23 protein-coding genes and 1 tRNA gene are annotated in these 18240 nt (G+C 64.3%); 12 read left to right on the forward strand and 12 right to left on the reverse strand.

Going from position 1 to position 18240, the window contains the following annotated elements:
• Positions 1–89: 89 nt before the first annotated feature.
• Positions 90–836 carry a phosphoglyceromutase gene (locus ACIP9X_RS00095; protein ID WP_400477692.1) on the reverse strand — a complete coding sequence of 249 codons (747 nt, stop codon included), beginning with the start codon at positions 834–836 and terminating at the stop codon, positions 90–92.
• A 70-nt stretch (positions 837–906) separates the two neighbouring features.
• Between ACIP9X_RS00095 and ACIP9X_RS00100 the strand changes: the two genes are divergently transcribed.
• On the forward strand, positions 907–1737 hold the full coding sequence (locus ACIP9X_RS00100; RefSeq protein WP_400477693.1) for a class I SAM-dependent methyltransferase: 831 nt from the start codon (positions 907–909) through the stop codon (positions 1735–1737).
• 19 nt (positions 1738–1756) lie between these two features.
• Here ACIP9X_RS00100 and ACIP9X_RS00105 read toward each other — a convergent pair whose 3' ends face one another.
• Together ACIP9X_RS00105 and ACIP9X_RS00110 are read right to left on the reverse strand one after the other, a co-directional pair.
• Positions 1757–2113, reverse strand: coding sequence for a DUF2516 family protein (locus ACIP9X_RS00105; RefSeq protein WP_400477694.1), 357 nt, complete (start codon positions 2111–2113; stop codon positions 1757–1759).
• A gap of 9 nt (positions 2114–2122) precedes the next feature.
• Positions 2123–3307 carry a trans-sulfuration enzyme family protein gene (locus ACIP9X_RS00110; RefSeq protein ID WP_400477695.1) on the reverse strand — a complete coding sequence of 395 codons (1185 nt, stop codon included), beginning with the start codon at positions 3305–3307 and terminating at the stop codon, positions 2123–2125.
• An 83-nt stretch (positions 3308–3390) separates the two neighbouring features.
• On the opposite strand from ACIP9X_RS00110, the gene tmk reads away from it, so the two are divergent.
• The 4 genes from tmk to ACIP9X_RS00130 all read left to right on the forward strand — a co-directional run bounded on the left by tmk (position 3391) and on the right by ACIP9X_RS00130 (position 6991).
• The gene (tmk, locus tag ACIP9X_RS00115; protein WP_400477696.1) at positions 3391–4047 is read left to right on the forward strand and encodes a dTMP kinase; all 657 of its coding nucleotides are present in this window, start codon (positions 3391–3393) and stop codon (positions 4045–4047) included.
• The gene (locus ACIP9X_RS00120; RefSeq protein WP_400477697.1) at positions 4044–5186 is read left to right on the forward strand and encodes a DNA polymerase III subunit delta'; all 1143 of its coding nucleotides are present in this window, start codon (positions 4044–4046) and stop codon (positions 5184–5186) included. Before tmk ends, ACIP9X_RS00120 begins: the two co-directional genes overlap by 4 nt.
• Before the next feature lie 60 nt (positions 5187–5246).
• Entirely contained in the window at positions 5247–6824 is a 1578-nt protein-coding gene (locus ACIP9X_RS00125; RefSeq protein WP_400478507.1) for an alpha/beta hydrolase, read from the forward strand.
• 94 nt (positions 6825–6918) lie between these two features.
• A tRNA-Thr gene (locus ACIP9X_RS00130) sits at positions 6919–6991 on the forward strand.
• Positions 6992–7140: 149 nt separating this feature from the next.
• Here the strand turns inward: ACIP9X_RS00130 and ACIP9X_RS00135 are convergent.
• Positions 7141–7581 carry a hypothetical protein gene (locus ACIP9X_RS00135; RefSeq protein ID WP_400477698.1) on the reverse strand — a complete coding sequence of 147 codons (441 nt, stop codon included), beginning with the start codon at positions 7579–7581 and terminating at the stop codon, positions 7141–7143.
• Positions 7582–7690: 109 nt separating this feature from the next.
• Here ACIP9X_RS00135 and ACIP9X_RS00140 point away from each other — a divergent pair, with 109 nt between their 5' ends.
• On the forward strand, positions 7691–8089 hold the full coding sequence (locus ACIP9X_RS00140) for a nuclear transport factor 2 family protein (RefSeq protein ID WP_400477699.1): 399 nt from the start codon (positions 7691–7693) through the stop codon (positions 8087–8089).
• 17 nt (positions 8090–8106) lie between these two features.
• Here the strand turns inward: ACIP9X_RS00140 and ACIP9X_RS00145 are convergent, their stop codons facing one another.
• A complete protein-coding gene (locus ACIP9X_RS00145) occupies positions 8107–8658 on the reverse strand; it encodes a hypothetical protein (protein ID WP_400477700.1) in 552 nt (183 codons plus the stop codon).
• 172 nt (positions 8659–8830) lie between these two features.
• Between ACIP9X_RS00145 and ACIP9X_RS00150 the strand changes: the two genes are divergently transcribed.
• Positions 8831–8962 (forward strand): hypothetical protein, encoded by a 132-nt coding sequence (locus ACIP9X_RS00150; RefSeq protein WP_400477701.1) that lies wholly within the window; start codon positions 8831–8833, stop codon positions 8960–8962.
• A gap of 521 nt (positions 8963–9483) precedes the next feature.
• A complete protein-coding gene (locus tag ACIP9X_RS00155) occupies positions 9484–9900 on the forward strand; it encodes a CBS domain-containing protein (RefSeq protein WP_400477702.1) in 417 nt (138 codons plus the stop codon).
• Between the two features lie 344 nt (positions 9901–10244).
• On the opposite strand, the gene ACIP9X_RS00160 is transcribed toward ACIP9X_RS00155, so the two are convergent.
• Together ACIP9X_RS00160 and ACIP9X_RS00165 are read right to left on the reverse strand one after the other, a co-directional pair.
• Positions 10245–10382, reverse strand: coding sequence for a methionine/alanine import family NSS transporter small subunit (locus ACIP9X_RS00160; RefSeq protein WP_400477703.1), 138 nt, complete (start codon positions 10380–10382; stop codon positions 10245–10247).
• Positions 10379–11953, reverse strand: coding sequence for a sodium-dependent transporter (locus ACIP9X_RS00165; RefSeq protein WP_400477704.1), 1575 nt, complete (start codon positions 11951–11953; stop codon positions 10379–10381). Before ACIP9X_RS00165 ends, ACIP9X_RS00160 begins: the two co-directional genes overlap by 4 nt.
• A gap of 144 nt (positions 11954–12097) precedes the next feature.
• On the opposite strand from ACIP9X_RS00165, the gene ACIP9X_RS00170 reads away from it, so the two are divergent.
• A complete protein-coding gene (locus ACIP9X_RS00170) occupies positions 12098–12934 on the forward strand; it encodes a DUF427 domain-containing protein (RefSeq protein ID WP_400477705.1) in 837 nt (278 codons plus the stop codon).
• A gap of 68 nt (positions 12935–13002) precedes the next feature.
• Positions 13003–13446, forward strand: a complete 444-nt coding sequence (locus tag ACIP9X_RS00175; RefSeq protein ID WP_400477706.1) for a cyclase — start codon at positions 13003–13005, stop codon at positions 13444–13446.
• A 102-nt stretch (positions 13447–13548) separates the two neighbouring features.
• On the opposite strand, the gene ACIP9X_RS00180 is transcribed toward ACIP9X_RS00175, so the two are convergent.
• Together ACIP9X_RS00180 and ACIP9X_RS00185 are read right to left on the reverse strand one after the other, a co-directional pair.
• Positions 13549–14022 carry an SRPBCC family protein gene (locus ACIP9X_RS00180; RefSeq protein WP_400477707.1) on the reverse strand — a complete coding sequence of 158 codons (474 nt, stop codon included), beginning with the start codon at positions 14020–14022 and terminating at the stop codon, positions 13549–13551.
• Between the two features lie 150 nt (positions 14023–14172).
• Positions 14173–14574, reverse strand: a complete 402-nt coding sequence (locus ACIP9X_RS00185; protein WP_400477708.1) for a hypothetical protein — start codon at positions 14572–14574, stop codon at positions 14173–14175.
• A gap of 218 nt (positions 14575–14792) precedes the next feature.
• Here ACIP9X_RS00185 and ACIP9X_RS00190 point away from each other — a divergent pair, with 218 nt between their 5' ends.
• Positions 14793–15788, forward strand: a complete 996-nt coding sequence (locus ACIP9X_RS00190) for a hypothetical protein (protein ID WP_400477709.1) — start codon at positions 14793–14795, stop codon at positions 15786–15788.
• A gap of 39 nt (positions 15789–15827) precedes the next feature.
• Positions 15828–16007 carry a hypothetical protein gene (locus tag ACIP9X_RS00195; RefSeq protein ID WP_400477710.1) on the forward strand — a complete coding sequence of 60 codons (180 nt, stop codon included), beginning with the start codon at positions 15828–15830 and terminating at the stop codon, positions 16005–16007.
• A 142-nt stretch (positions 16008–16149) separates the two neighbouring features.
• Here the strand turns inward: ACIP9X_RS00195 and ACIP9X_RS00200 are convergent, their stop codons facing one another.
• The 3 genes from ACIP9X_RS00200 to ACIP9X_RS00210 form a co-directional block, all read right to left on the reverse strand.
• Entirely contained in the window at positions 16150–16995 is an 846-nt protein-coding gene (locus ACIP9X_RS00200; protein WP_400477711.1) for an aldo/keto reductase, read from the reverse strand.
• Positions 16996–17103: 108 nt separating this feature from the next.
• Positions 17104–17565 (reverse strand): hypothetical protein, encoded by a 462-nt coding sequence (locus ACIP9X_RS00205; protein WP_400477712.1) that lies wholly within the window; start codon positions 17563–17565, stop codon positions 17104–17106.
• Between the two features lie 6 nt (positions 17566–17571).
• Positions 17572–18231: a bacterial proteasome activator family protein gene (locus ACIP9X_RS00210; RefSeq protein WP_400477713.1), complete on the reverse strand. Its 660-nt coding sequence runs from the start codon at positions 18229–18231 to the stop codon at positions 17572–17574.
• Positions 18232–18240: the final 9 nt, after the last annotated feature.

Here is an 18240-nt window from a genome sequence, read left to right on the forward strand (position 1 = left end):
CCACTGCATTAGGCACACCGCAAAACAGCGGACGACGGCGGCCCGGTCACCAAAGTGACCGGGCCGCCGTCGTCTGTGGTTTCGAAGCCTTACTTCTTGCCCTGGTTGGCCACAGCCAGGATGGCTTCCTCGGCGGCCTCGGGGTCAAGGTACGTTCCGCCCGGCTTGATCGGCTGGAAGTTCTCGTCCAGGTCGTACACGAGCGGAATGCCCGTGGGGATGTTGAGGCTGGCAATGGCTTCGTCGCTGATGCCGTCCAGGTGCTTCACCAGGGCGCGCAGGGAGTTGCCGTGGGCGGTGACGAGAACCGTCTTGCCTGCCTTGAGGTCTTCCTTGATGTCCGATTCCCAGTACGGAAGCAGCCGGACCAGGACGTCCTTGAGGCATTCGGTACGGGGCAGGTCATCGCCGAGGTCGGCGTAACGGGGGTCACGCGCCTGGGAGAACTCGGAGTTGTCGTCCAGGGGCGGCGGCGGGGTGTCGTAGGACCGACGCCATTCCATGAACTGATCCTCACCGTACTCGGCGAGGGTCTGGGCCTTGTCCTTGCCCTGCAGGGCGCCGTAGTGACGCTCGTTGAGGCGCCAGTCGCGCTTGACCGGGATCCAGCCGCGGTCAGCCTTGTCAAGGGAGATGTTGGCCGTGTTGATGGCCCGCTTCAGGAGCGATGTGTAGAGGATGTCCGGGAGCACATTGTGCTCAACCAGGAGCTCGCCCCCGCGGGCTGCTTCCTCGCGGCCCTGGTCGTTGAGGTCAACGTCCACCCAGCCGGTGAAGAGGTTCTTGGCATTCCATTCGCTGTGGCCGTGGCGCAGCAGAATCAGCTTGTAAGTCATGATTTTCATCCTAGCCGAGCAGTGACTAACGCCGCCGTCCGTTACATTTCCCGCAGGATAGTCTGGTTCGGTGGTTCAAAAAGCAGAGCGGGTGGTGCATTCCGGCAGCCGGGGCAGCGGCGGACGTCCGGTCGGCAACGTCACCCGCGGCACCACCAACCCCAACCGCATGCGCCGGGTGGACCGCTGGCTCGCCGGGCCTCAGGGCTGGCGGCTCCGGTCAGCGGCTGATCCGCTGGTAGTTGACCTCGGCTATGGCGCCTCGCCGGCCACCGCCGTCGAACTTTTTGAGCGGCTCTCCGCCGTCCGGCCGGGCGTCCGCCTGTACGGCGTTGAAATCGAGCCCGAACGCGTGCAGGCCGCCAGGGCACTGGAGCGCCCGGGACTCAGCTTCCTGCTCGGAGGATTCGAAATCCCGGTGCCAGGAAACCCGGTCCTGGTCCGTGCCTTCAATGTGCTGCGCCAGTACGAGGAGGCGGATGTCGGCGGGATCTGGCGTCTGGTGCAGGACCGGCTCGCGCCGCATGGGCTGTTCATCGACGGGACCTGCGACGAGATCGGCCGGCGCGTCACGTGGATTGCACTGGATTCCGACCGTCCGCTCACGCTGAGCATGTCCATGCGGTTCGGCAGCTTCGAACTGCCGTCGGAAGTGGCCGAACGCCTGCCCAAAGCCCTCATCCACCGCAACGTCCCCGGCGAACCCATACATGCGCTGCTGCAGGCCATGGACCGCGCGTGGCTGGAGTCGGCGGCGCTGGCAGCCTTCGGGAACCGGCAGCGCTGGACTACCATGTGCCGGATGCTGCGCGATGGCGGGTGGCCCGTCCACGACGGACCGTCGCGCTGGCGCCTGGGGGAACTTACGGTGGGCTGGGAAGCCGTGTCGCCGCCGGTGTAGATGGCCCCGCAGGTTTAGGTCACCAGGGGCCGTAGGGGCCTGTGTTGCGGCTGCCGCCGCGGCCGGCGTCCTTGACCGCGGGCCGGACATCCGCCAGGTAAACGCAGGCTGCCACGACGGCCGCGAGGCCGAAAAGGCCGAACGGCCCAATCAGCCCGCCTCCCCCGCCGCCAAGTACCGACAAGGCGCCGATCGCCAGGCTGCCGCCCGTGAGCGCCAGCCAGAACGTCTTGGTCCTCTTGCCCACGGCTTCAAAGGCGTTGGCCCTGTGGCGGACACAGTCGAAGAAGGCCCACACTTCAAGGACCAGCGCCACCAGTCCCAGGATGTAGTAGACCGCGCTTTCGACAACTCTGATCAGTACTGTTCCGTCCACCTGACAAGCCTATCTGTCCAAGGCGTCCAAAGCCTGCTGCAAATCGGACCAAAGGTCCTCGACGTTTTCGATGCCCACGCTCAACCGCACCAGATTCTCCGGGACGCTGGCCGGCTCGGCTGCGTGCCGCCGTCGTCGTTCGATCAACGACTCCACGCCACCGAGCGACGTGGCGGGCAGCCACAGCTGCAGCGAACGGACCAGTTTGTCCGCGGCGTCGGCGCCGCTGACATCTCCCGCAGGGGCCACTTGGATGCAGAGGATGGATCCGAAGCCGGTCATCTGGGACTTGGCCCGGTCATGGCCAGGATCGGTGGCGAGGCCCGGGTAGCGGACGCTTTCGACCTGCGGGTGTGCGGTGAGCCTCTCGGCCAGCACAGCCGCGGAGGCCTGCGAGCGCTCGATGCGCAGCGCCAGTGTCCGCAGGCCGCGCAGTGCCAGCCACGCCTCGAACGGGCCCGCGATGGCGCCGTGGATGATGCGGTGGTGAAGCAGGGTGTTCCGCAGTTCCGGATCGGACGTCACCAGGGCGCCGAGCACGACGTCGGAGTGGCCGGCCAGGTATTTGGTCACCGAGTGAAGGACGACGTCGGAACCCAGGGCAAGCGGCTGCTGCACCAGCGGCGTGGAGAAGGTGTTGTCCGTGACGACGATGGCCCCGGCGTCGTGCGCAGCCTGGGTCAGGGCACGGATGTCCGCTATGCCCAGCATGGGATTCGTGGGGCTTTCCAGCCACAGCATGGCCGCAGGCTTCCCGCCGGCAGGAGCGAGCTGGGCGAGGACGGCATCGGTATCGGCGATGTCCACTGTGCGGAGCTCGATGAAGCCTTTTTCTGCCAGTTCGGACGCCATCACCAGCGAACCGGCATAGCTGTGGGACGGCATGACGAGCGCTCCCCCGGCGGGGATGAGCGAAAGGGCTGAGCTGACGGCAGCCAGGCCGGACGCGTAGAGCAGGCCCGGCAGGGAGGCGCCTTCAAGCTGCCCCAGCGCTTCTTCGAAGGGGTCCCAGGTGGGGTTGGAGTAGCGGCCGTAGCCGCGGTCGCCGTCGTCCAGGGCGCCGGTTCCGAAGTATGTGGAGGACAGCACGATCGGCGGGTTAACAGGCTCGTCCCGTTCGCGGGGCGGCCGGCCGGCGGCCACAACCACCGTCTCAGCCGAAAGGGACGCGGCACGCTGTTGGGAAAGACTCATGATCAAAGGGTACGTTGGGCTCCGGCTGTGGGAAAAAAGCGGCCGCAGGGCTTACTGTCGGCGGGAGTCGGTACGCTGGATGAGTGAATAAACAGAGTCCCGGATTGTTCATCGCCTTCGAAGGCGGTGACGGCGCCGGCAAGTCCACCCAGGCCGCCCGGCTGGCCGGAGCGCTGGAAGCCCGCGGCCTGACCGTGCTGCGGACCCGGGAACCGGGCGGAACCCCGATCGGTGAGAAGCTGCGCTCCCTGGTCCTCGAACACGGCCACGGCCACATCGACGCCCATACCGAGGCACTGATTTTCGCCGCCTCCCGCGCCGCGCATGCCAGCCAGGTGATCCGGCCCGCGCTGGAACGCGGCGAAGTGGTGCTGACGGACCGTTACATCGACTCCTCTGTCGCTTACCAGGGGGCCGGCAGAGACCTCGGAACAGATGCCGTTCGAAGCATCAACGAGTGGGCCACCTCAGGGCTGCAGCCTGACCTCACCGTGCTGCTGGACGTCCACCCCGCCGACGGCCGCAGCCGCCGCACCGCCGGCGACGCCGCAGAGGACCGGCTGGAATCGGAAGCCGATGAGTTCCACGCCCGGATCCGGCAGGCGTTCTTGGACCTTGCCGCTTCCCGGCCGGACAGCTACCTCGTCCTTGAGGCGCAGCAGTCCGTGGACGAGCTCGCCGCGCGGATCCTGGACCGCGTGGACCAGCTGCTTGCAGCGTCCGCCGGGAGCCCGCGATGACGGTGTGGGATGACCTGCAGGGCCAGTCCGCCGTCGTGACCCAGCTGCAGCAGGCGGCGATGGGTGACGGCCTGACGCATGCCTGGCTGTTCACCGGACCTCCGGGATCGGGCCGCTCCAACGCAGCGAAAGCCTTCGCCGCCGCGCTGAATTGCGACCAGGACGACGTCGCCCGGCGCGGCTGCGGCGAGTGCCACGCATGCAGGACCATCCTCGGAGAAACGCACGCCGACGTCGTCTTTGTCCGCACCGAAAAGGTGACCATCACCATTGAGGAAGCGCGGGAACTCGTTTCCACGGCCGGCAACAGGCCGTCGTCGGGCCGGTGGCGGATCATCGTGGTGGAGGACGCCGACCGCATGGCGGAACGTACCACCAACGTTCTGCTGAAGGCCATCGAGGAACCCACGCCACGGACCATCTGGATGCTGTGTGCCCCCTCCCCTGCCGATGTCCTGGTGACCATCCGGTCCCGGTGCCGGGCTGTGGCGCTGCGTCTTCCCCCTGCTGAGGACGTTGCCGCTCTGCTGGTCAAGCGCGACGGCGTGGCTCCGGACCTCGCCGAACGCGCGGCTCGCGCGGCGCAAAGCCACGTGGGAATCGCACGCCGGCTGGCGCGTGATGCGGAGGCAAGGGAACGCCGGCTGGAGACGGTGCGCTTCCCGCTGGGCCTCCGGGGCGTCACAGCCGCCGTCATGATGGCTGATAAACTTGTGAAGATCGCCACCGAGGAAGCCAACAGCTCCAATGAGGAGCGCGACGCCGCCGAGAAGGCCGCACTGCTGGCCACGCTGGGCGCCCCCGAGAGCGGACAGCTGCCGCCAGCCATGCGCAGCCAGGTCAAACAGCTTGAGGACGACCAGAAACGGCGCGCGAAACGTTCCATCACCGACTCCCTGGACCGGACGCTGACCGATCTCCTCTCCTTCTACCGGGATGTGCTCATTGTCCAGATGGGGAATTCCGTGGAGCTCGTGAACGTTGAGCTCAGGGGTGAGCTGGAGGACTTCGCGGGCCGTTCGGGCCCTGAGGTCACCCTCGCCAGGATGGACGCCATCAACAAGGCGAGGAAACGCATCACCACCACCAACGTCGCACCGCTTTTGACCATAGAGGCAATGGCCACCGGCCTGATCTAGGCCAGCCCACATCCGGCCTGCCCCGATGCCGCCAAACGCTCTGCCAAGGAGAACAGCATGATGTCCACACCTCCCCTGACCGCGCGATCGCGCTCGTTCGCGACCGCAGTGCGGGCTGCCGGAGCGATGGCGGTGGTCCTGTTCCTGACATCGTGCACCCTCTTCGGGGGCTCCCAGGACGGCGGGCAGCAGGGGAACTCAACGGGCCAGGCGGATCCGTCCATAGCAGCGGCGGCTCCCGAAGGTCTGGAGGACTTTTACTCCCAGAGCGTTGTGTGGGAGTCCTGCGAGGAGGAGATGCAGTGCGCCAAGGTCAAGGCGCCGCTGAACTACGCCAAGCCGGACGGCGAAACCATCGAACTCGCGGCCCTCAAGATCCCCAGCAGCGGAAAAGACAAGCAAGGGAGCCTGCTGGTCAATCCCGGCGGGCCGGGGGCATCCGGTTACGACTTCGTCCGGGATGCCGGCTTCACCAACTTCTCCGACAAGGTGCGGGCAAACTACGACCTCATCGGTTTCGACCCCCGCGGAGTGAAGCGCTCCGCCCCGGTGACCTGCCTGACGGACAAGGAACGGGACGAGGCCCGGGCGAAGATCTACACCCCGGAAACAGACGCCGGACTGGCCACACTCCTCGCCGACAACAAGGCAATTGCCGAAAAGTGCGCCCAGCAGACAGGGCCCGCGCTGGGACATATCGACACCGTGAGTGCAGCCAAGGACCTCGACATCCTCCGCGCGGTGGTCAACGACGCGAAACTCAACTATGCGGGCTTCTCCTACGGAACCTTCCTAGGCGCCACCTACGCCTCGCTGTTCCCGGACAATGTCGGACGGATGCTGCTCGATGGAGCCGTAGATCCCTCCCTCGGAGCTGAGGACATCACGCTGGGCCAGGCGAAGGCATTCGACAAGGCACTCCACGCCTATGTCGGGCACTGCCTGCGGCAGGAAAGCTGCCCGTTGAGCGGCACCGTTGAAGACGGTGTCCAGCAGATCAGCGACATGATCCAGTCGGTCACTGCCAACCCGCGCGAGGCGAAGGACGGCCGGATCGTGGGCGGCAACACCTTTGCCAGCGGACTTATCGTGCCCCTGTACGCCAACGAAAACTGGCCCGCCCTGACACAGGCGCTGGAGGCTGCCACCAAGGGCGACGTCAGCCTCATGCTCCGCCTGGCGGACCTCGGCGCCAACCGCAGTTCGAACGGCAAATACACCTCGAACACAACATTCGCGTTCTCGGCGATCAACTGCCTGGACTACCCGATGAACAGTGATCCTGCTGCCATGCGGGAAGAGGAGCAGAAGCTCCGCGAGGCGTCGCCGACGCTGGGATACTTCTTCGCTTACGGCGCCACTAACTGCACTAACTGGCCCTACAAGAACGTCCGGTCCGCTCCGGCTGCCGTTGAATACACCGGTGAATCCCCCATCGTTGTAGTCGGTACCACCGGAGATCCGGCCACCCCGGTCGAGTGGGCCAGCTCCCTCCGCAAGCAGCTGGGCAACGCTTCGCTGCTGACGTGGAAGGGCGAAGGCCACACGGCCTACGGCCGGGCCAACAGCTGCATCGGAGACGCTGTCGACTCCTACTTGGTCGAAGGCAAGAAGCCGGCAGACAACACCGTCTGCTGATCTCCCCCTCCGGCCATTTTGACCCGGACGCAGGGACTCTATTACAGTTGACTCTTGCATGAACCAGACGGGTTTTCCCGGTCAGTCATGCGGTGCTTCCTTAGCTCAGTCGGTAGAGCGTTTCACTCGTAATGAAAAGGTCATCAGTTCGATTCTGATAGGAAGCTCGGGCAAAACCCCGTATCGTCGCTGATCCAGTGGCGATACGGGGTTTTTTGCTGGTTAAGCGCTCGCCTCCGTTTGAGGTCAGGACACCCTTGGAGCTCCTTCGAGGTCCAGAGACCGGTGGTCGTCCATCACGTTGTGGAACGAGTAGCTACCATTCCGGGCTGGCCTGCGCCACGCCCGGTTTTCTGTTCCTGGCAGTCACTCCCCCTACGAGCCCAGCCAGTGCCGCCGGCAGGGCGATAAGGCCGGCGATCTGCGGGGCCAGGGACGGAGGCGTCATAATCATGGTCGCCAGACCGGCCAGGGCGGCCGGCGCGGCCACACAGACCGTCACCCACAGCGGGTTCCCGCGGACCTGCGACCATATTGCTGCTGCAAGCGACGCGGCAGATCCGGCCAGCATGCACAGCCGGCCCACGCGCAGCCGCTCAATGAACACCGGGACAGGCTCGTAGACAAAGAACGCTGTCCGTTCCAGGGCAACACCTGTCAGGACAATGGAGAGCACGACCAGGCCCGCCCAGGGCAGCGACCTTCCCCTCCACCACGGGCGGACGACGTAGCGTTCCTTGCCGTTCTGCGAACTCATCACAAGCCGAGCCTAACGGCCTGCCACTTGCACCGTTTGGGCAGCCTTCTCCTTTCTTCTATGGCTGAGATTTTCTTCCATGGCTGCGATGCCGGGAGCATACTGAGACATGGCTGACTCCGATGATTTTCTGGCGTGGGTGACGTCTGCGTTGTATGACGCGGAACTGGCCATCCACAACGGCGACGCCGCCCCGCGCCGCGCGCTCTGGTCCCGCGAGGAGCAGGTGAGTGTCCTGGGAGCGTGGCGCAACGCCTTCGGGCAACAGGAACTGGACGATTTGTTCACCAGCCTTGCAAGGCAGTTCTCTAACTGCACGTCGTACAAGTTTGAGTTGCTGGCGTATGGCGTTGTGGGCGATATGGCCTACACGGCAGGCCTGGAACACACCTCAGCTTCAGTGGACGGCGAGCCGCGCAGTTACGTCCTGCGAGCCACGCAGATCTATCGCCGCGAAGGCGGCGAATGGAAGGTAGTCCACCGCCACGGCGACACCGTAACGCCCTGACGGCGCAGCAGCAACCGCTAGGAGTATCGCAGGCTCATTATCAGGGCCTTGAGCTGAGCGTACTGCTCCGTGGCCATCCATGCTTTCGCCGCCTGCCGGTTGGGGAAAGCCGACTTGGCGACCGGGTAAAACGGCTGGTCAAAGATGACCCGGTTCAGCGCGCCGCCGTTACCCATCACGAGCAGTGTGCAGTGTGAACCGACGTCCCCCTCCTGCAGGTTGCGGGGGTTCATGATCGCCATTGCGTACCGGTCCTGACCGGTGATGCGTTCCACGATGAATAAGAACAGCGGCGTGGTGCCATCGACCTCACGCATTCCTGGGGTGGCTGCTTTATCGAGCACGGTGCGGTGGGCGGGTCCCGCCGTGCAGCCGATCGCGTCGGCGCCGCTTGAGACACTGAACAGGTCAGAGCCGGTCCGGTCCGAGACGATCGCTTCGACCTGCCGGGGAGGCCCCTCCCGGCCCGGCCCCCGCTCGGTCCGGACGGACCAGGAAGCCGGGTAGGAGAAGGAAATGTGCCCATCAGAGAACGTGAACGCTTTCAGTGCGGGCTGGACCGGCGCCACAGGCACCACCGGCTGGGCCGGAATTTGAGGTGCAGGCGCAGCGGGTGCGGCAGGTGCCGGCCGGCCCGGCTCCGCAGGCACCTCTGGCCGGGCGGGAGCTACAGGTGCAGGCACAGCGGGTGCGGCCGGCGCCACGGGGTGGGCCGCAGCTACTGGAGAAGGTGCGACGGCTTTGGCAGCTGCTGTGGGAGTAGCTGTGCGGCTGGGGGTGGCACGGGCCGTCGACGACGATGTCGCGGCCCTCGTGCTGGGAGCCGTACTGTCCGCCGTCACACTTTCCGCGGCGGCATTCTCCGCAGGCTGAGGCCCGCAGGCTGAAAGAACGAGGCTGACGGCAATACCGGCGACAGTCGCGGCGCCATAGATTCTGAAGCGGTTGGAAGTCATGTTTGTAGAGTCCCCCCGAATGCGCTTTTACGCGCGGTGTCTGTCCGCTCAAACCTCAAAGATCAGGGCCGGCGGCATTAGTCAAAGACTAGACACACATCATTGCCCTGACAGTATTTTTTACAGGCAGGGCCATAACTTATAAATAACGGAATTCAACGATGCCGGAAAGGGCGCCTGGCTGCCGCTACTGCCTTTGGGGAAGCCGTTAGAGCGTGCCGTTGCAGGCAGGGCTTGATCCGTCCTGACGGAAGCAACGCGACGAGGTTTAGGCATGGGAACATCCGTATCTCTATGCGGCGACCTTTAGGCTCTGGACACTAACGCTGACCGTACTTAGCCTGAAGCCGTGACCGTTGATGTGCCTGGCGCCAAACTGACGACAGCGGCACGGGCCCGGTCTACAAAAACTCAGCCACTCAGTTTCAGGAGAGCGCCATGACGACAGCACGTGACATTATGACCGGCGGCGTTGAATGCATCGGTGAAAACGAAACGCTGGAAGCAGCTGCCCGGAAAATGAAAGAGTTGGACGTCGGCGCCCTGCCTATTTGCGGAGAGGACAACCGACTCAAAGGCATGATCACCGACCGCGACATTGTCATCAAATGCTTCGCGGAAGGCGGTGACCCCCGCACGGCCAAGGCCGGGGATTTTGGCCAGGGCAAGCCCGTGACCATCGGCGCGGACGATTCCATCGAAGACGCGATCAGGACCATGGGAGAGCACCAGGTCCGCCGGCTCCCGGTCATCGACGGCCATGACCTGGTCGGTATCCTCACACAGGCGGACATCGCCCGGAACTACCCAGAGGACCGCGTCGGGGAACTGGTAGAACTCATTTCCTTCTACTAGGCTCCGCCACGCTGGGGCCCATGATTAGTGCCGGCTTGCGCGATGCTCCGTGCCCAAAATGAGGGCCAGCACAACAGCAACAACGCCTCCGAAAATTCCGGCCGCAAGGCTCGACCAGTGAATATCGGGAAGTTTGTTCAGCACAAACGTCAGATTTCCGACTCCAGCCATAGCCGCGAAAGCCGCGACCGAAACCATCAACCTAGTTCTGTACTGCATGGATCCCCCTCGTTGCGACCTGGAGCGCAGTCCAAGGCTACCTCTGTGTTTTGCCGAGGATGGCCTCGAAGGCGCGCTTTGTCCGCGTCTCCCCCGCCATGACTGAATCCCACGGTCCGGACCCGTCAGAGCTCCCAGGCCTGCTCTTCGGGCAGCGCCCCTTCGTCTTCCGGGTGCCTTTGAAGGTTTACCAGTGCCAGCGCCAGGCCCCCCCAGACCGTGACGATGGCGACGATCATCATGGTGATGGCGATGGGTGTCACAGCGCCGTCTCCTTTGCTTCGTTTGCCACCACAGAGTCGTATTCAGGGTCGAGGTGGGCTTTGGACCGGCTGCTCCATGGAATGAAGGTCAGTGCCAGCGCGAGGAAGATCAGGCCACCGGCCATGCCCCAGCCGAATATTGCGACGAACCAGGCGGGGTAACCCTCGTAGGTGGTGGAGATCTTGGTGATGAATTCATTGGCCACCATGTAGATCAGCGCGAGCGGCACGACGCCTGCCACCAGCACCATCCAGGTCCGGCGCATCTTGATGGTCGAAATCCGGTTGAGGTGGGCGGACAACAGTGGAAGCTTGCGCAGGAACCAAGCCAGCACTACTACGGTCACCAGGGCTCCGAGCGTGATGCCGAAGCTGTTGACGAAGGCATCGGAGGTGTCCAGCAGGTACAGGCCTGTCGCCGTCGGGAACAGCCCCAGCGAGACCGCTGCAACCAGGACGCTGACCACCACGGAGGCCTGGACCCGGCCCCAGCCCAGCTTGTCCTGCACGGCGGCGACAATCACCTCCAGCACGGAAATCAACGATGTGATGCCGGCGAACACCAGGGAGCCGAAGAACAGCACTCCCATGAGTGCGCCGAAGGGAGCCTGCGACACGATAGTGGGAAATGCAATGAAGGCCAGGCCAATGCCTTGGGTCACCACGTCGCCCACTGCAGCTCCGGAAGCCTGCGCCATGAAGCCCAGGGCCGCGAAGACGCCGATGCCCGCCAGGATCTCGAAGCCGGAGTTGGAGAAGGCAACCACCATGCCGGACCCGGTCAGGTCCGTCCGGCGCTTGAGGTAGGAGGAGTACGTGACCATAATGCCGTAGCCCACGGAGAGTGAGAAGAAGATATGTCCATACGCCGCAGCCCATACTGACGGGTTGCCGAGAGCGGACCAGTCTGGGGTGAAGAATGCGTTCAGGCCATCCGCCGCCCCGGGCAGGAAGAGGGATTGGACCACCAGCAGGAGGAACATCACCATCAGCAGCGGCAGCAGGACAGCGTTCGCGCGCGATATGCCCTTGCGTATACCGGCCACCATGATGGCAATGACAGCAGCCCAGACCAGCAGCAGCGGGAAGAACACCGAGGGTACGAACTCGAAGCCCAGGCCCGGCGCTTCGGCAACAGCCAGGAAGTTCCCAAAGAAGAAGCCCTCAGCGTCGTCGCCCCAGGCTTCAGTAAAGGAGAAGATCATGTACATCAGCGACCAGGCAATGATCACCGCGTAATAGGCCGCGATGACGAAGCAGACCAGCACCTGCCACCAGCCCAGCGGCTCGGCGGCTCTGTGCAGCCGACGATAGGCCAACGGTGCTGAGCCCCGGAACTTGTGCCCGACGGCATAGTCAAGGAACAGCAGCGGGATGCCGGCTGTCAGCAGAGCCGCAAGGTAGGGAAGCAGGAAGGCCCCGCCACCGTTGTCATAGGCGATGTAGGGGAAGCGCCAGATGTTGCCGAGGCCGACTGCGGAGCCGATGGCGGACAGGATGAAAAGCCTTCGCGACGAGAAGGTTTCCCTCTTCACCGGCGCCGAGGGGCGGGCTGATGATGAAGTGCTCATTCCGGGGCTCTACTTCGTGCAGTCACTGCACGAAAGTCCTGCCGGGCACACCACCCCCGGATCGGCGGTTCTCCACGCGCACCGGTCGGCGCCTCAAGTCGATCAGGCGTTGACGCTTGGCGTCCTTGTGCCCACGCTGAATGCATGGCCACAAAACTGTCTGAGCTTATCTTCGGCGCTTTCCCGGACCTTCGGTACCAGCCCACATCCAAAAGGGTCCGGGCGGACATCAACGGAAGTCCCGTCGTCGATACCCAAGAGGCGCTCCTGATCTGGGTACCGAAACGCGTCACGCCTGTTTTCGCTGTTCCCGAGAAAGACCTGCTGGTACAGCTGGAGCTCCCGGCCTCGCCTGGCGAGGACAGTGCGCAGGACGAATATCCCGTCCGGCTTATGGGTGAAGCACCACCCGGGCTGGACCCGCGAACGGGGTTCAGGCGGCACACAGCGCACGGTGAGGAACTCGACGTCGCTACTTCCACGTTGACGGCCCCATATGCAGCCTTCCGGCCCTCCGATCCGGATCTGGAGGGATACGTTGTGCTGGATTTCGGCGCTTTCCATTGGCTCGAGGACGACGAGGAAATAATCGGCCACCCACGCGACCCGTTCCACCGCGTGGACATCCGCGCCACGCGGCGGCGCATCGAAGTTAAGTTCGACGGCGTGACGCTCGCCGACACTACGGGCGCACAGCTACTCTACGAAACCCTGCTCCCTGTGCGTTACTACATCCCGGCAGAGGACGTACGGCTGGACCTGCTCGAGGCAAGCCCGCGCCGTACCGTCTGCCCCTACAAGGGCGAGGCCAGGTACTGGAGCTTCCCCGGATCAGACGGCGGCAGGAACATCGCCTGGGCCTATGACTCCCGGCTCATCGATGCGCAGCAGATCCACGGGCTCATCTGCTTCTTCAATGAGCGGGCGGACCTGTTTGTGGACGGCGAGCCGCAGCAACATCCGGTGACGCCCTGGTCCTAGCCTCAGGGAAAACGATTGGACCCCGCCCAGGACCAAATGCGCTGCCAGCCTGCTGGCATACTTCAGCTATGACGGTCTACTTCGAGTGCACGACGCGGACGACCATGAGCCGGGAGCGGTTGTTCGACCTGTCGCGGAGCATCGACGCCCATACCGGGTCAATGGCCAAATCGCGGGAGACCGCGATCGCTGGCGTTACCTCCGGAGTCATCTCCGAAGGCGAGGAGGTGACGTGGCGGGCCTGGCACTTCGGCATCCCGCTGCGGATGACGAGCCGCATCTCTGAGATGCAGGCGCCTCTGCGGTTCGTCGATGAGCAGGTCCGTGGTCCGTTCAAGCATTTCCGGCACGTCCACGAGTTCACGTCCGAAAGCGGCGGTGCAGTCATGGTTGACCGGATCGAGTTCTCAGCGCCTTTCGGGATCATCGGACGCGTCCTGGAGCAACTCATCCTCGCCAAGTACCTGCAGCGCCTGATTGCGGCCCGCAACAGCTACATCGCGGCGGCATGACGGGCGCCGGGACGCCTGTACGGATCAGTACAGAGAAGCCCCGACGCTCGATGGAGAACTCCTTGGAGAAGGAGACTTAGCTCCTCTCCGGTAGCTGCAGATTTAGAACTGCCCGGTCGGGCCGGTGTCCTCGACTTCCCCACGCCATCCACCGGTTTCGGTGCCGCGTGATTCGATGAAGTCCTTGAACTTACGCATGTCGGCTTTGACCTGCATTTCGTCAATCTTGAGAGCCGCTCCTGCTTTCTCAGTGACGGTTTCCGGAGCCCACTCGAAGTGGACCTTCACTTTGGTGTGGTTGGCATCCAGAGGGGTGAACCTGATGATGCCGGCATGCGATTTGCCGTCAGTGCTGCGCCAGGCGATCCGGTCGTCAGGCTCCTGGTCAACAATCTCGGTGTCAAACTCGCGCTTCACACCGCCGACCTTCGTAACCCAGTGATTGGTTGTGTCGGTCAGCTGTGTCACGGATTCCACCCCGGACATGAACTGCGGAAAGGATTCGAACTGCGTCCACTGGTTATACGCCGTACGGACCGGGACTGCGACATCAACAGTCTCTTCAACGGTTTCCATCTGCTTCCTCCTGTCGTAACGGGCGGCCCGAATCGGACCGGCAGCAGTTCCCGCCCCAACGGAGCAGGCAACCACTACTCCTGAACGGTAAGTCTGCTGTCTATCTGTGTCCAGACCCGGCAGGTTCCCCTCCCGCGAGTCCCGGGGGCGTCAGCGCTCGAGGTCGTCCGGATCGAACTGACTAAGCGGAGACCCGCCAAAATTCGCCTGGTCGTCACTTGCATCCGCTTCCTCGCCCGGAGGAACCTCGCCGAAATCCACGTCGGCAGCGGCTTCACCGATGGTCGGTACGTCTGCCGTTCCCCGGGTCTCATCACGCAGCGTCTGCTCACTCAGGAAATCCTCTTCCTCCCCCGAAACTGCTTCCTCCTGCAACAGCGGATCCTCCTGCCACCGGTCAGGATTATTCTCCGCAGCCCCGGGGTAGCTGTCCGGCTCTCCGAAAACAGGGTCCAGTTCCAACGAGGACGCCGCACCCGGGGTCGCGTCAAGCAGGACGTCGTCATCCTGGACAACTTCAAGTTCTTCATCCGGAAGATTCTCTTCAGTCATGGTCACGCCTTTCTCACGGTCAGGCCATACCAACACACCGAAGCGTATTTGCGGAAGATGCCGCCCTCTTCTCTACACGTGGAAAAAGACGATAATAAGAAATGGAACACCGGAGCTGGGCCGGCGGCGGAACCGCCTGTCTGAGACCAGGGCGGTGTCCCCCAGCCGCCGTCGGCCCTTAATCAGTTCCCGATCACCGCCGTCCTAAGATGGCTGGCATGGAAGAGCAGGAGCTTGCCGACGTTGCCGGGCGCCTTTATGCGCTGCCCTTCGACGAATTCGTCGCTGCCCGAACCGCTGCGGCCAAGGCTGCGGCAGCGGAATCGAACCGCCAGTTGTCCCAAGCCATCAAAGCCCTGCCCAAGCCGTCCGCCGCAGCCTGGACCGTCAACATGCTGGCCCACCACGATCCGGACGCCGTCCGGCAGCTCCGCGACCTGGGCCAAACGATGCAGGGCGCCCAGGCAGCGCTTGACGCCGCAGCCCTGCGGGAGCTGTCACGGGAGCGGCGCAAGCTCCTCACCGAAGCCGTCAGCGCAGCCCGCCTCGCAGCAGAGCAACAGGGCAGGCCGGTCAGCGCCCCAGTGGCCGCCGAGGTGGAGGAAACACTGCGGGCTGCAACTGCCGATGCCGCCGCTGCGGCTGCCGTGCAAAGCGGAATGCTCCTGCGTGTTCTCAACGCCGACGGCGTGGACCGGGTTGATCTCGAAGGCGCGGTCGCCGTCCCTTCCGCCCTCGGTCACGTCCCTGAGCCGCCCAAACCGACCGCCCGCAAAGCTGCGGGCCCGAAACCTCCTGCCAGGACCCGCCCGGAGACCCAGGCGCAATCCAAACGCCGCCCCGCGGCCGGTCCGGACAAACCCCGTCTGCAGGCCGTGAACCGGACCCCGCGGCCGCCGTCGCCCTCTCTTCTGGAGAAAGCCGAAGCAGCACTCGCTGAGGCAGAAGCCGCGGCCTCGGCGGCAGTGGCGGAGGCCGAGGCGCGTGAGGACGCCGTTAACGAGGCGGCTGAGGAGTTCGCCCGCCTGACAGCCGACATCAGTGAGACCAGACAACGGCTGAGAACGCTGGAAGAGTCCTTGGACGCCGTGCGGAAAGAGCGCGAAACAGCAGCGGCAGAGGCAAAGCAACATGCCCGCTCCGCCGAGAAGAGCCGGCGTACAGCGGTGCTGGCGAAGGAGCGTGTGCTCCGTCTCCGCAACACACCGGACTGAAGAACTAAAAATGTCAGACCCCGGCTGCACCATGGAGTCATGGAAATGAACCACGAATTCCACGTCACGTACTTCGAAGCCGACTGCGGACGGATCAGGACCGAGATCTTCGATACTTCGGCTGAGGCCGAGCGGTTCATCAGCCGCCGCCTGGCATGCGAGGACGACTGGGCCATTGTCGATGCAGTGGCCGTCCGTCAGGAGCAAGTCGCGGCCTGACCGCATTGGTGCCGGCATGGGGCAGGCCCCGCCGCGCTGGAAACCGCTGCCGAAACAGCAGTTCAGTGCGACGGGGCCTGCTCCCCGGGACGTTTGTCCGGGCTGGCTATGTCGTCCGGGCTGGCTATGTCGTCCGGGCTGGCTAGGCGAAGTCGGAGATCGCCGGGTCAGGGCCGATGCGTCCGGTTCCCGAAGCCGTACGGTCCAGCCCATTGATGGATTCGATGTCAGCGGCATCGAGGGTGATCTCCAGGGCCGTGTAGTTTTCACGGATCCGGGACTCTGTCACCGTCTTGGGAATGACCACGTTTCCGATGGCCAGGTGCCACGCGATAACCACCTGCGCCGGCGTTGCACCGTGCTTGTCCGCAATGGCCGTGACGGTAGGGTCTTCCAGAAGCTCGCCGCCCTGGCCCAATGGGGACCAGGCCTGCGTGAGGATTCCCTTGGACGCATTGAACTCCCGCAATTCAGCCTGGTTGAAGAACGGGTGCAGTTCCACCTGGTTAATGGCGGGCACCACGCCGGTTTCGTCGATGATGCGCTGCAACCCCTCGATCGTGAAGTTCGAGACGCCGATCGACTTCACCCTGCCGCGCTTCTGCAGCTCAATCAGCGCCTTCCAGGTGTCCACGTACTTGTCCTGCTTCGGCTGGAGCCAGTGGATCAGGTAGAGGTCCAGCGTTTCCAGGCCAAGACGCTCCATGGACTCCTCGAACGCCGCGAGCGTCGACTCGTAGCCCTGGTCCGAGTTCCACAGCTTGGTGGTGATGAAGATTTCTTCCGGCGACAGCCCGGAGCTCGCGATGGCGCGGCCCACTCCGGACTCATTGCCGTAGATCTTTGCGGTGTCGATGTGGCGGAACCCTGCCTGGAACGCCTGGAAGACGACCTTCTCGGCCACGTCGTCTTCCACCTGCCATACTCCGTAGCCGAGCTGGGGGATGGTGTTGCCGTCATTGAATGTCAGTGTCGGTGAAGAAGTCATTTGTCTATACTGCCAAGCGGGGCCGGGCGGACACAGGAAATTACCGGCAAGTAAGCTAGGCGCTTAATGCCCTCGGCAGGGAATATTTCGGCACCCCCGACTCCCAAATCACATCTCCGGAACCGGGCCTGCCGCGGCGAGTAGACGCTCGGCCTCCGCCACCTGTTCAAACACCATCTCCGCCCTTCTCCAGACCGACGCCGCGCCTACCGGAACCGGCCCGACAGCAAGCCGGAGCATGGCTGCCGCCTCGGCCGTCGCGGCCAGCGAGTTGCCCGCCTTCGACAGTGCCCGGTGGACGCCGGAGAGCGAGTGCGGGATGTCCAGCCCCTCGCTCGGAGAAAGCCGCTGGGCTTCCACGCAGACTCTCCGGACACGGCCCGAGAGTTCCGCGAGCTGGTTGGCGATGTCGACGAGTTCCGCGTACAGGGGCTCGTCCTCAACGCCCTCCAGGACCTGGTGGTAGCGGTCCAGTCCACGGTGGAAACGGTCGTGCGCCCGGCGCCACAGGCCTTTGCCGAGTTCGGCGTCGTCTTTCCGCCCTTGCCGGGCGGCAGTGAAGAACCCCAAGCCCACCTACAGGTACTGACCCGGGCCGTGGTCCGGGGTCTCCGGCGGCAGGGGACCGGCCGGCTGCTGGGGGGACTTGGCCCGCTGCGGCTCGCCGTTCTCGCCGATCACAACGCCCGGAGCAATGACAGTCCCAGGCGGGAGCTGCCGCAACTGCGTCATGGCATGTTCCCGCGCCGCGTGTTGCGCGGCAATGGCGGTCTGGATGCCGTGGAACAGTCCTTCAAGCCAGCCCACGAGCTGGGCCTGGGCAATCCGCAGTTCAGCGTCCGACGGGGTGGCATCATCCGGGAAAGGCAAGCTGATCCGATCCAGCTCCTCGACGAGCTCCGGGGCCAGTCCGTCCTCGAGTTCCTTGATGGAGCGCTCGTGGATTTCGGCGAGCCGACCGCGGGCAGCATCATCCAGCGGCGCGGCTTTCACTTCTTCCAGCAGTTGCCGGATCATGGTGCCGATCCGCATCACCTTGGCGGGCTCATCCACGAGATCCTGCAGGCTGCTGCCCTTGGGCTTGGACGGGTCAGCCGGCTTGTCGCCATCCAGCGGCAGCGGTTCAGCCTCAATGGCGGTGCCCTCCACCGGGAAGTCGTCGCCGGGCTGGGGCGCCTCGGAAGTTGCATCTGACGCGTCAGCGGGGGTGGTTTGAGTGTCGTTCGGATCGCTCATGGGTTCATA

Origin of the sequence: Arthrobacter sp. NPDC093125 (assembly GCF_044754225.1) — a bacterium.
Taxonomy (GTDB): domain Bacteria; phylum Actinomycetota; class Actinomycetes; order Actinomycetales; family Micrococcaceae; genus Arthrobacter.

Bases quoted from the DNA above. Each gene is read 5' to 3' on its own strand.
- ACIP9X_RS00140 (WP_400477699.1), top strand. From the start codon at position 7,691: ATGGCTGACTCCGATGATTTTCTGGCGTGGGTGACGTCTGCGTTGTAT.
- ACIP9X_RS00185 (WP_400477708.1), bottom strand. From the start codon at position 14,574: ATGACTGAAGAGAATCTTCCGGATGAAGAACTTGAAGTTGTCCAGGAT.
- ACIP9X_RS00195 (WP_400477710.1), top strand. From the start codon at position 15,828: ATGGAAATGAACCACGAATTCCACGTCACGTACTTCGAAGCCGACTGC.
- ACIP9X_RS00200 (WP_400477711.1), bottom strand. From the start codon at position 16,995: ATGACTTCTTCACCGACACTGACATTCAATGACGGCAACACCATCCCC.
- ACIP9X_RS00095 (WP_400477692.1), bottom strand. From the start codon at position 836: ATGACTTACAAGCTGATTCTGCTGCGCCACGGCCACAGCGAATGGAAT.
- ACIP9X_RS00210 (WP_400477713.1), bottom strand. From the start codon at position 18,231: ATGAGCGATCCGAACGACACTCAAACCACCCCCGCTGACGCGTCAGAT.
- ACIP9X_RS00180 (WP_400477707.1), bottom strand. From the start codon at position 14,022: ATGGAAACCGTTGAAGAGACTGTTGATGTCGCAGTCCCGGTCCGTACG.
- ACIP9X_RS00165 (WP_400477704.1), bottom strand. From the start codon at position 11,953: ATGAGCACTTCATCATCAGCCCGCCCCTCGGCGCCGGTGAAGAGGGAA.
- ACIP9X_RS00190 (WP_400477709.1), top strand. From the start codon at position 14,793: ATGGAAGAGCAGGAGCTTGCCGACGTTGCCGGGCGCCTTTATGCGCTG.
- ACIP9X_RS00155 (WP_400477702.1), top strand. From the start codon at position 9,484: ATGACGACAGCACGTGACATTATGACCGGCGGCGTTGAATGCATCGGT.
- ACIP9X_RS00135 (WP_400477698.1), bottom strand. From the start codon at position 7,581: ATGAGTTCGCAGAACGGCAAGGAACGCTACGTCGTCCGCCCGTGGTGG.
- ACIP9X_RS00120 (WP_400477697.1), top strand. From the start codon at position 4,044: ATGACGGTGTGGGATGACCTGCAGGGCCAGTCCGCCGTCGTGACCCAG.
- ACIP9X_RS00110 (WP_400477695.1), bottom strand. From the start codon at position 3,307: ATGAGTCTTTCCCAACAGCGTGCCGCGTCCCTTTCGGCTGAGACGGTG.
- ACIP9X_RS00170 (WP_400477705.1), top strand. From the start codon at position 12,098: ATGGCCACAAAACTGTCTGAGCTTATCTTCGGCGCTTTCCCGGACCTT.
- ACIP9X_RS00125 (WP_400478507.1), top strand. From the start codon at position 5,247: ATGTCCACACCTCCCCTGACCGCGCGATCGCGCTCGTTCGCGACCGCA.
- ACIP9X_RS00175 (WP_400477706.1), top strand. From the start codon at position 13,003: ATGACGGTCTACTTCGAGTGCACGACGCGGACGACCATGAGCCGGGAG.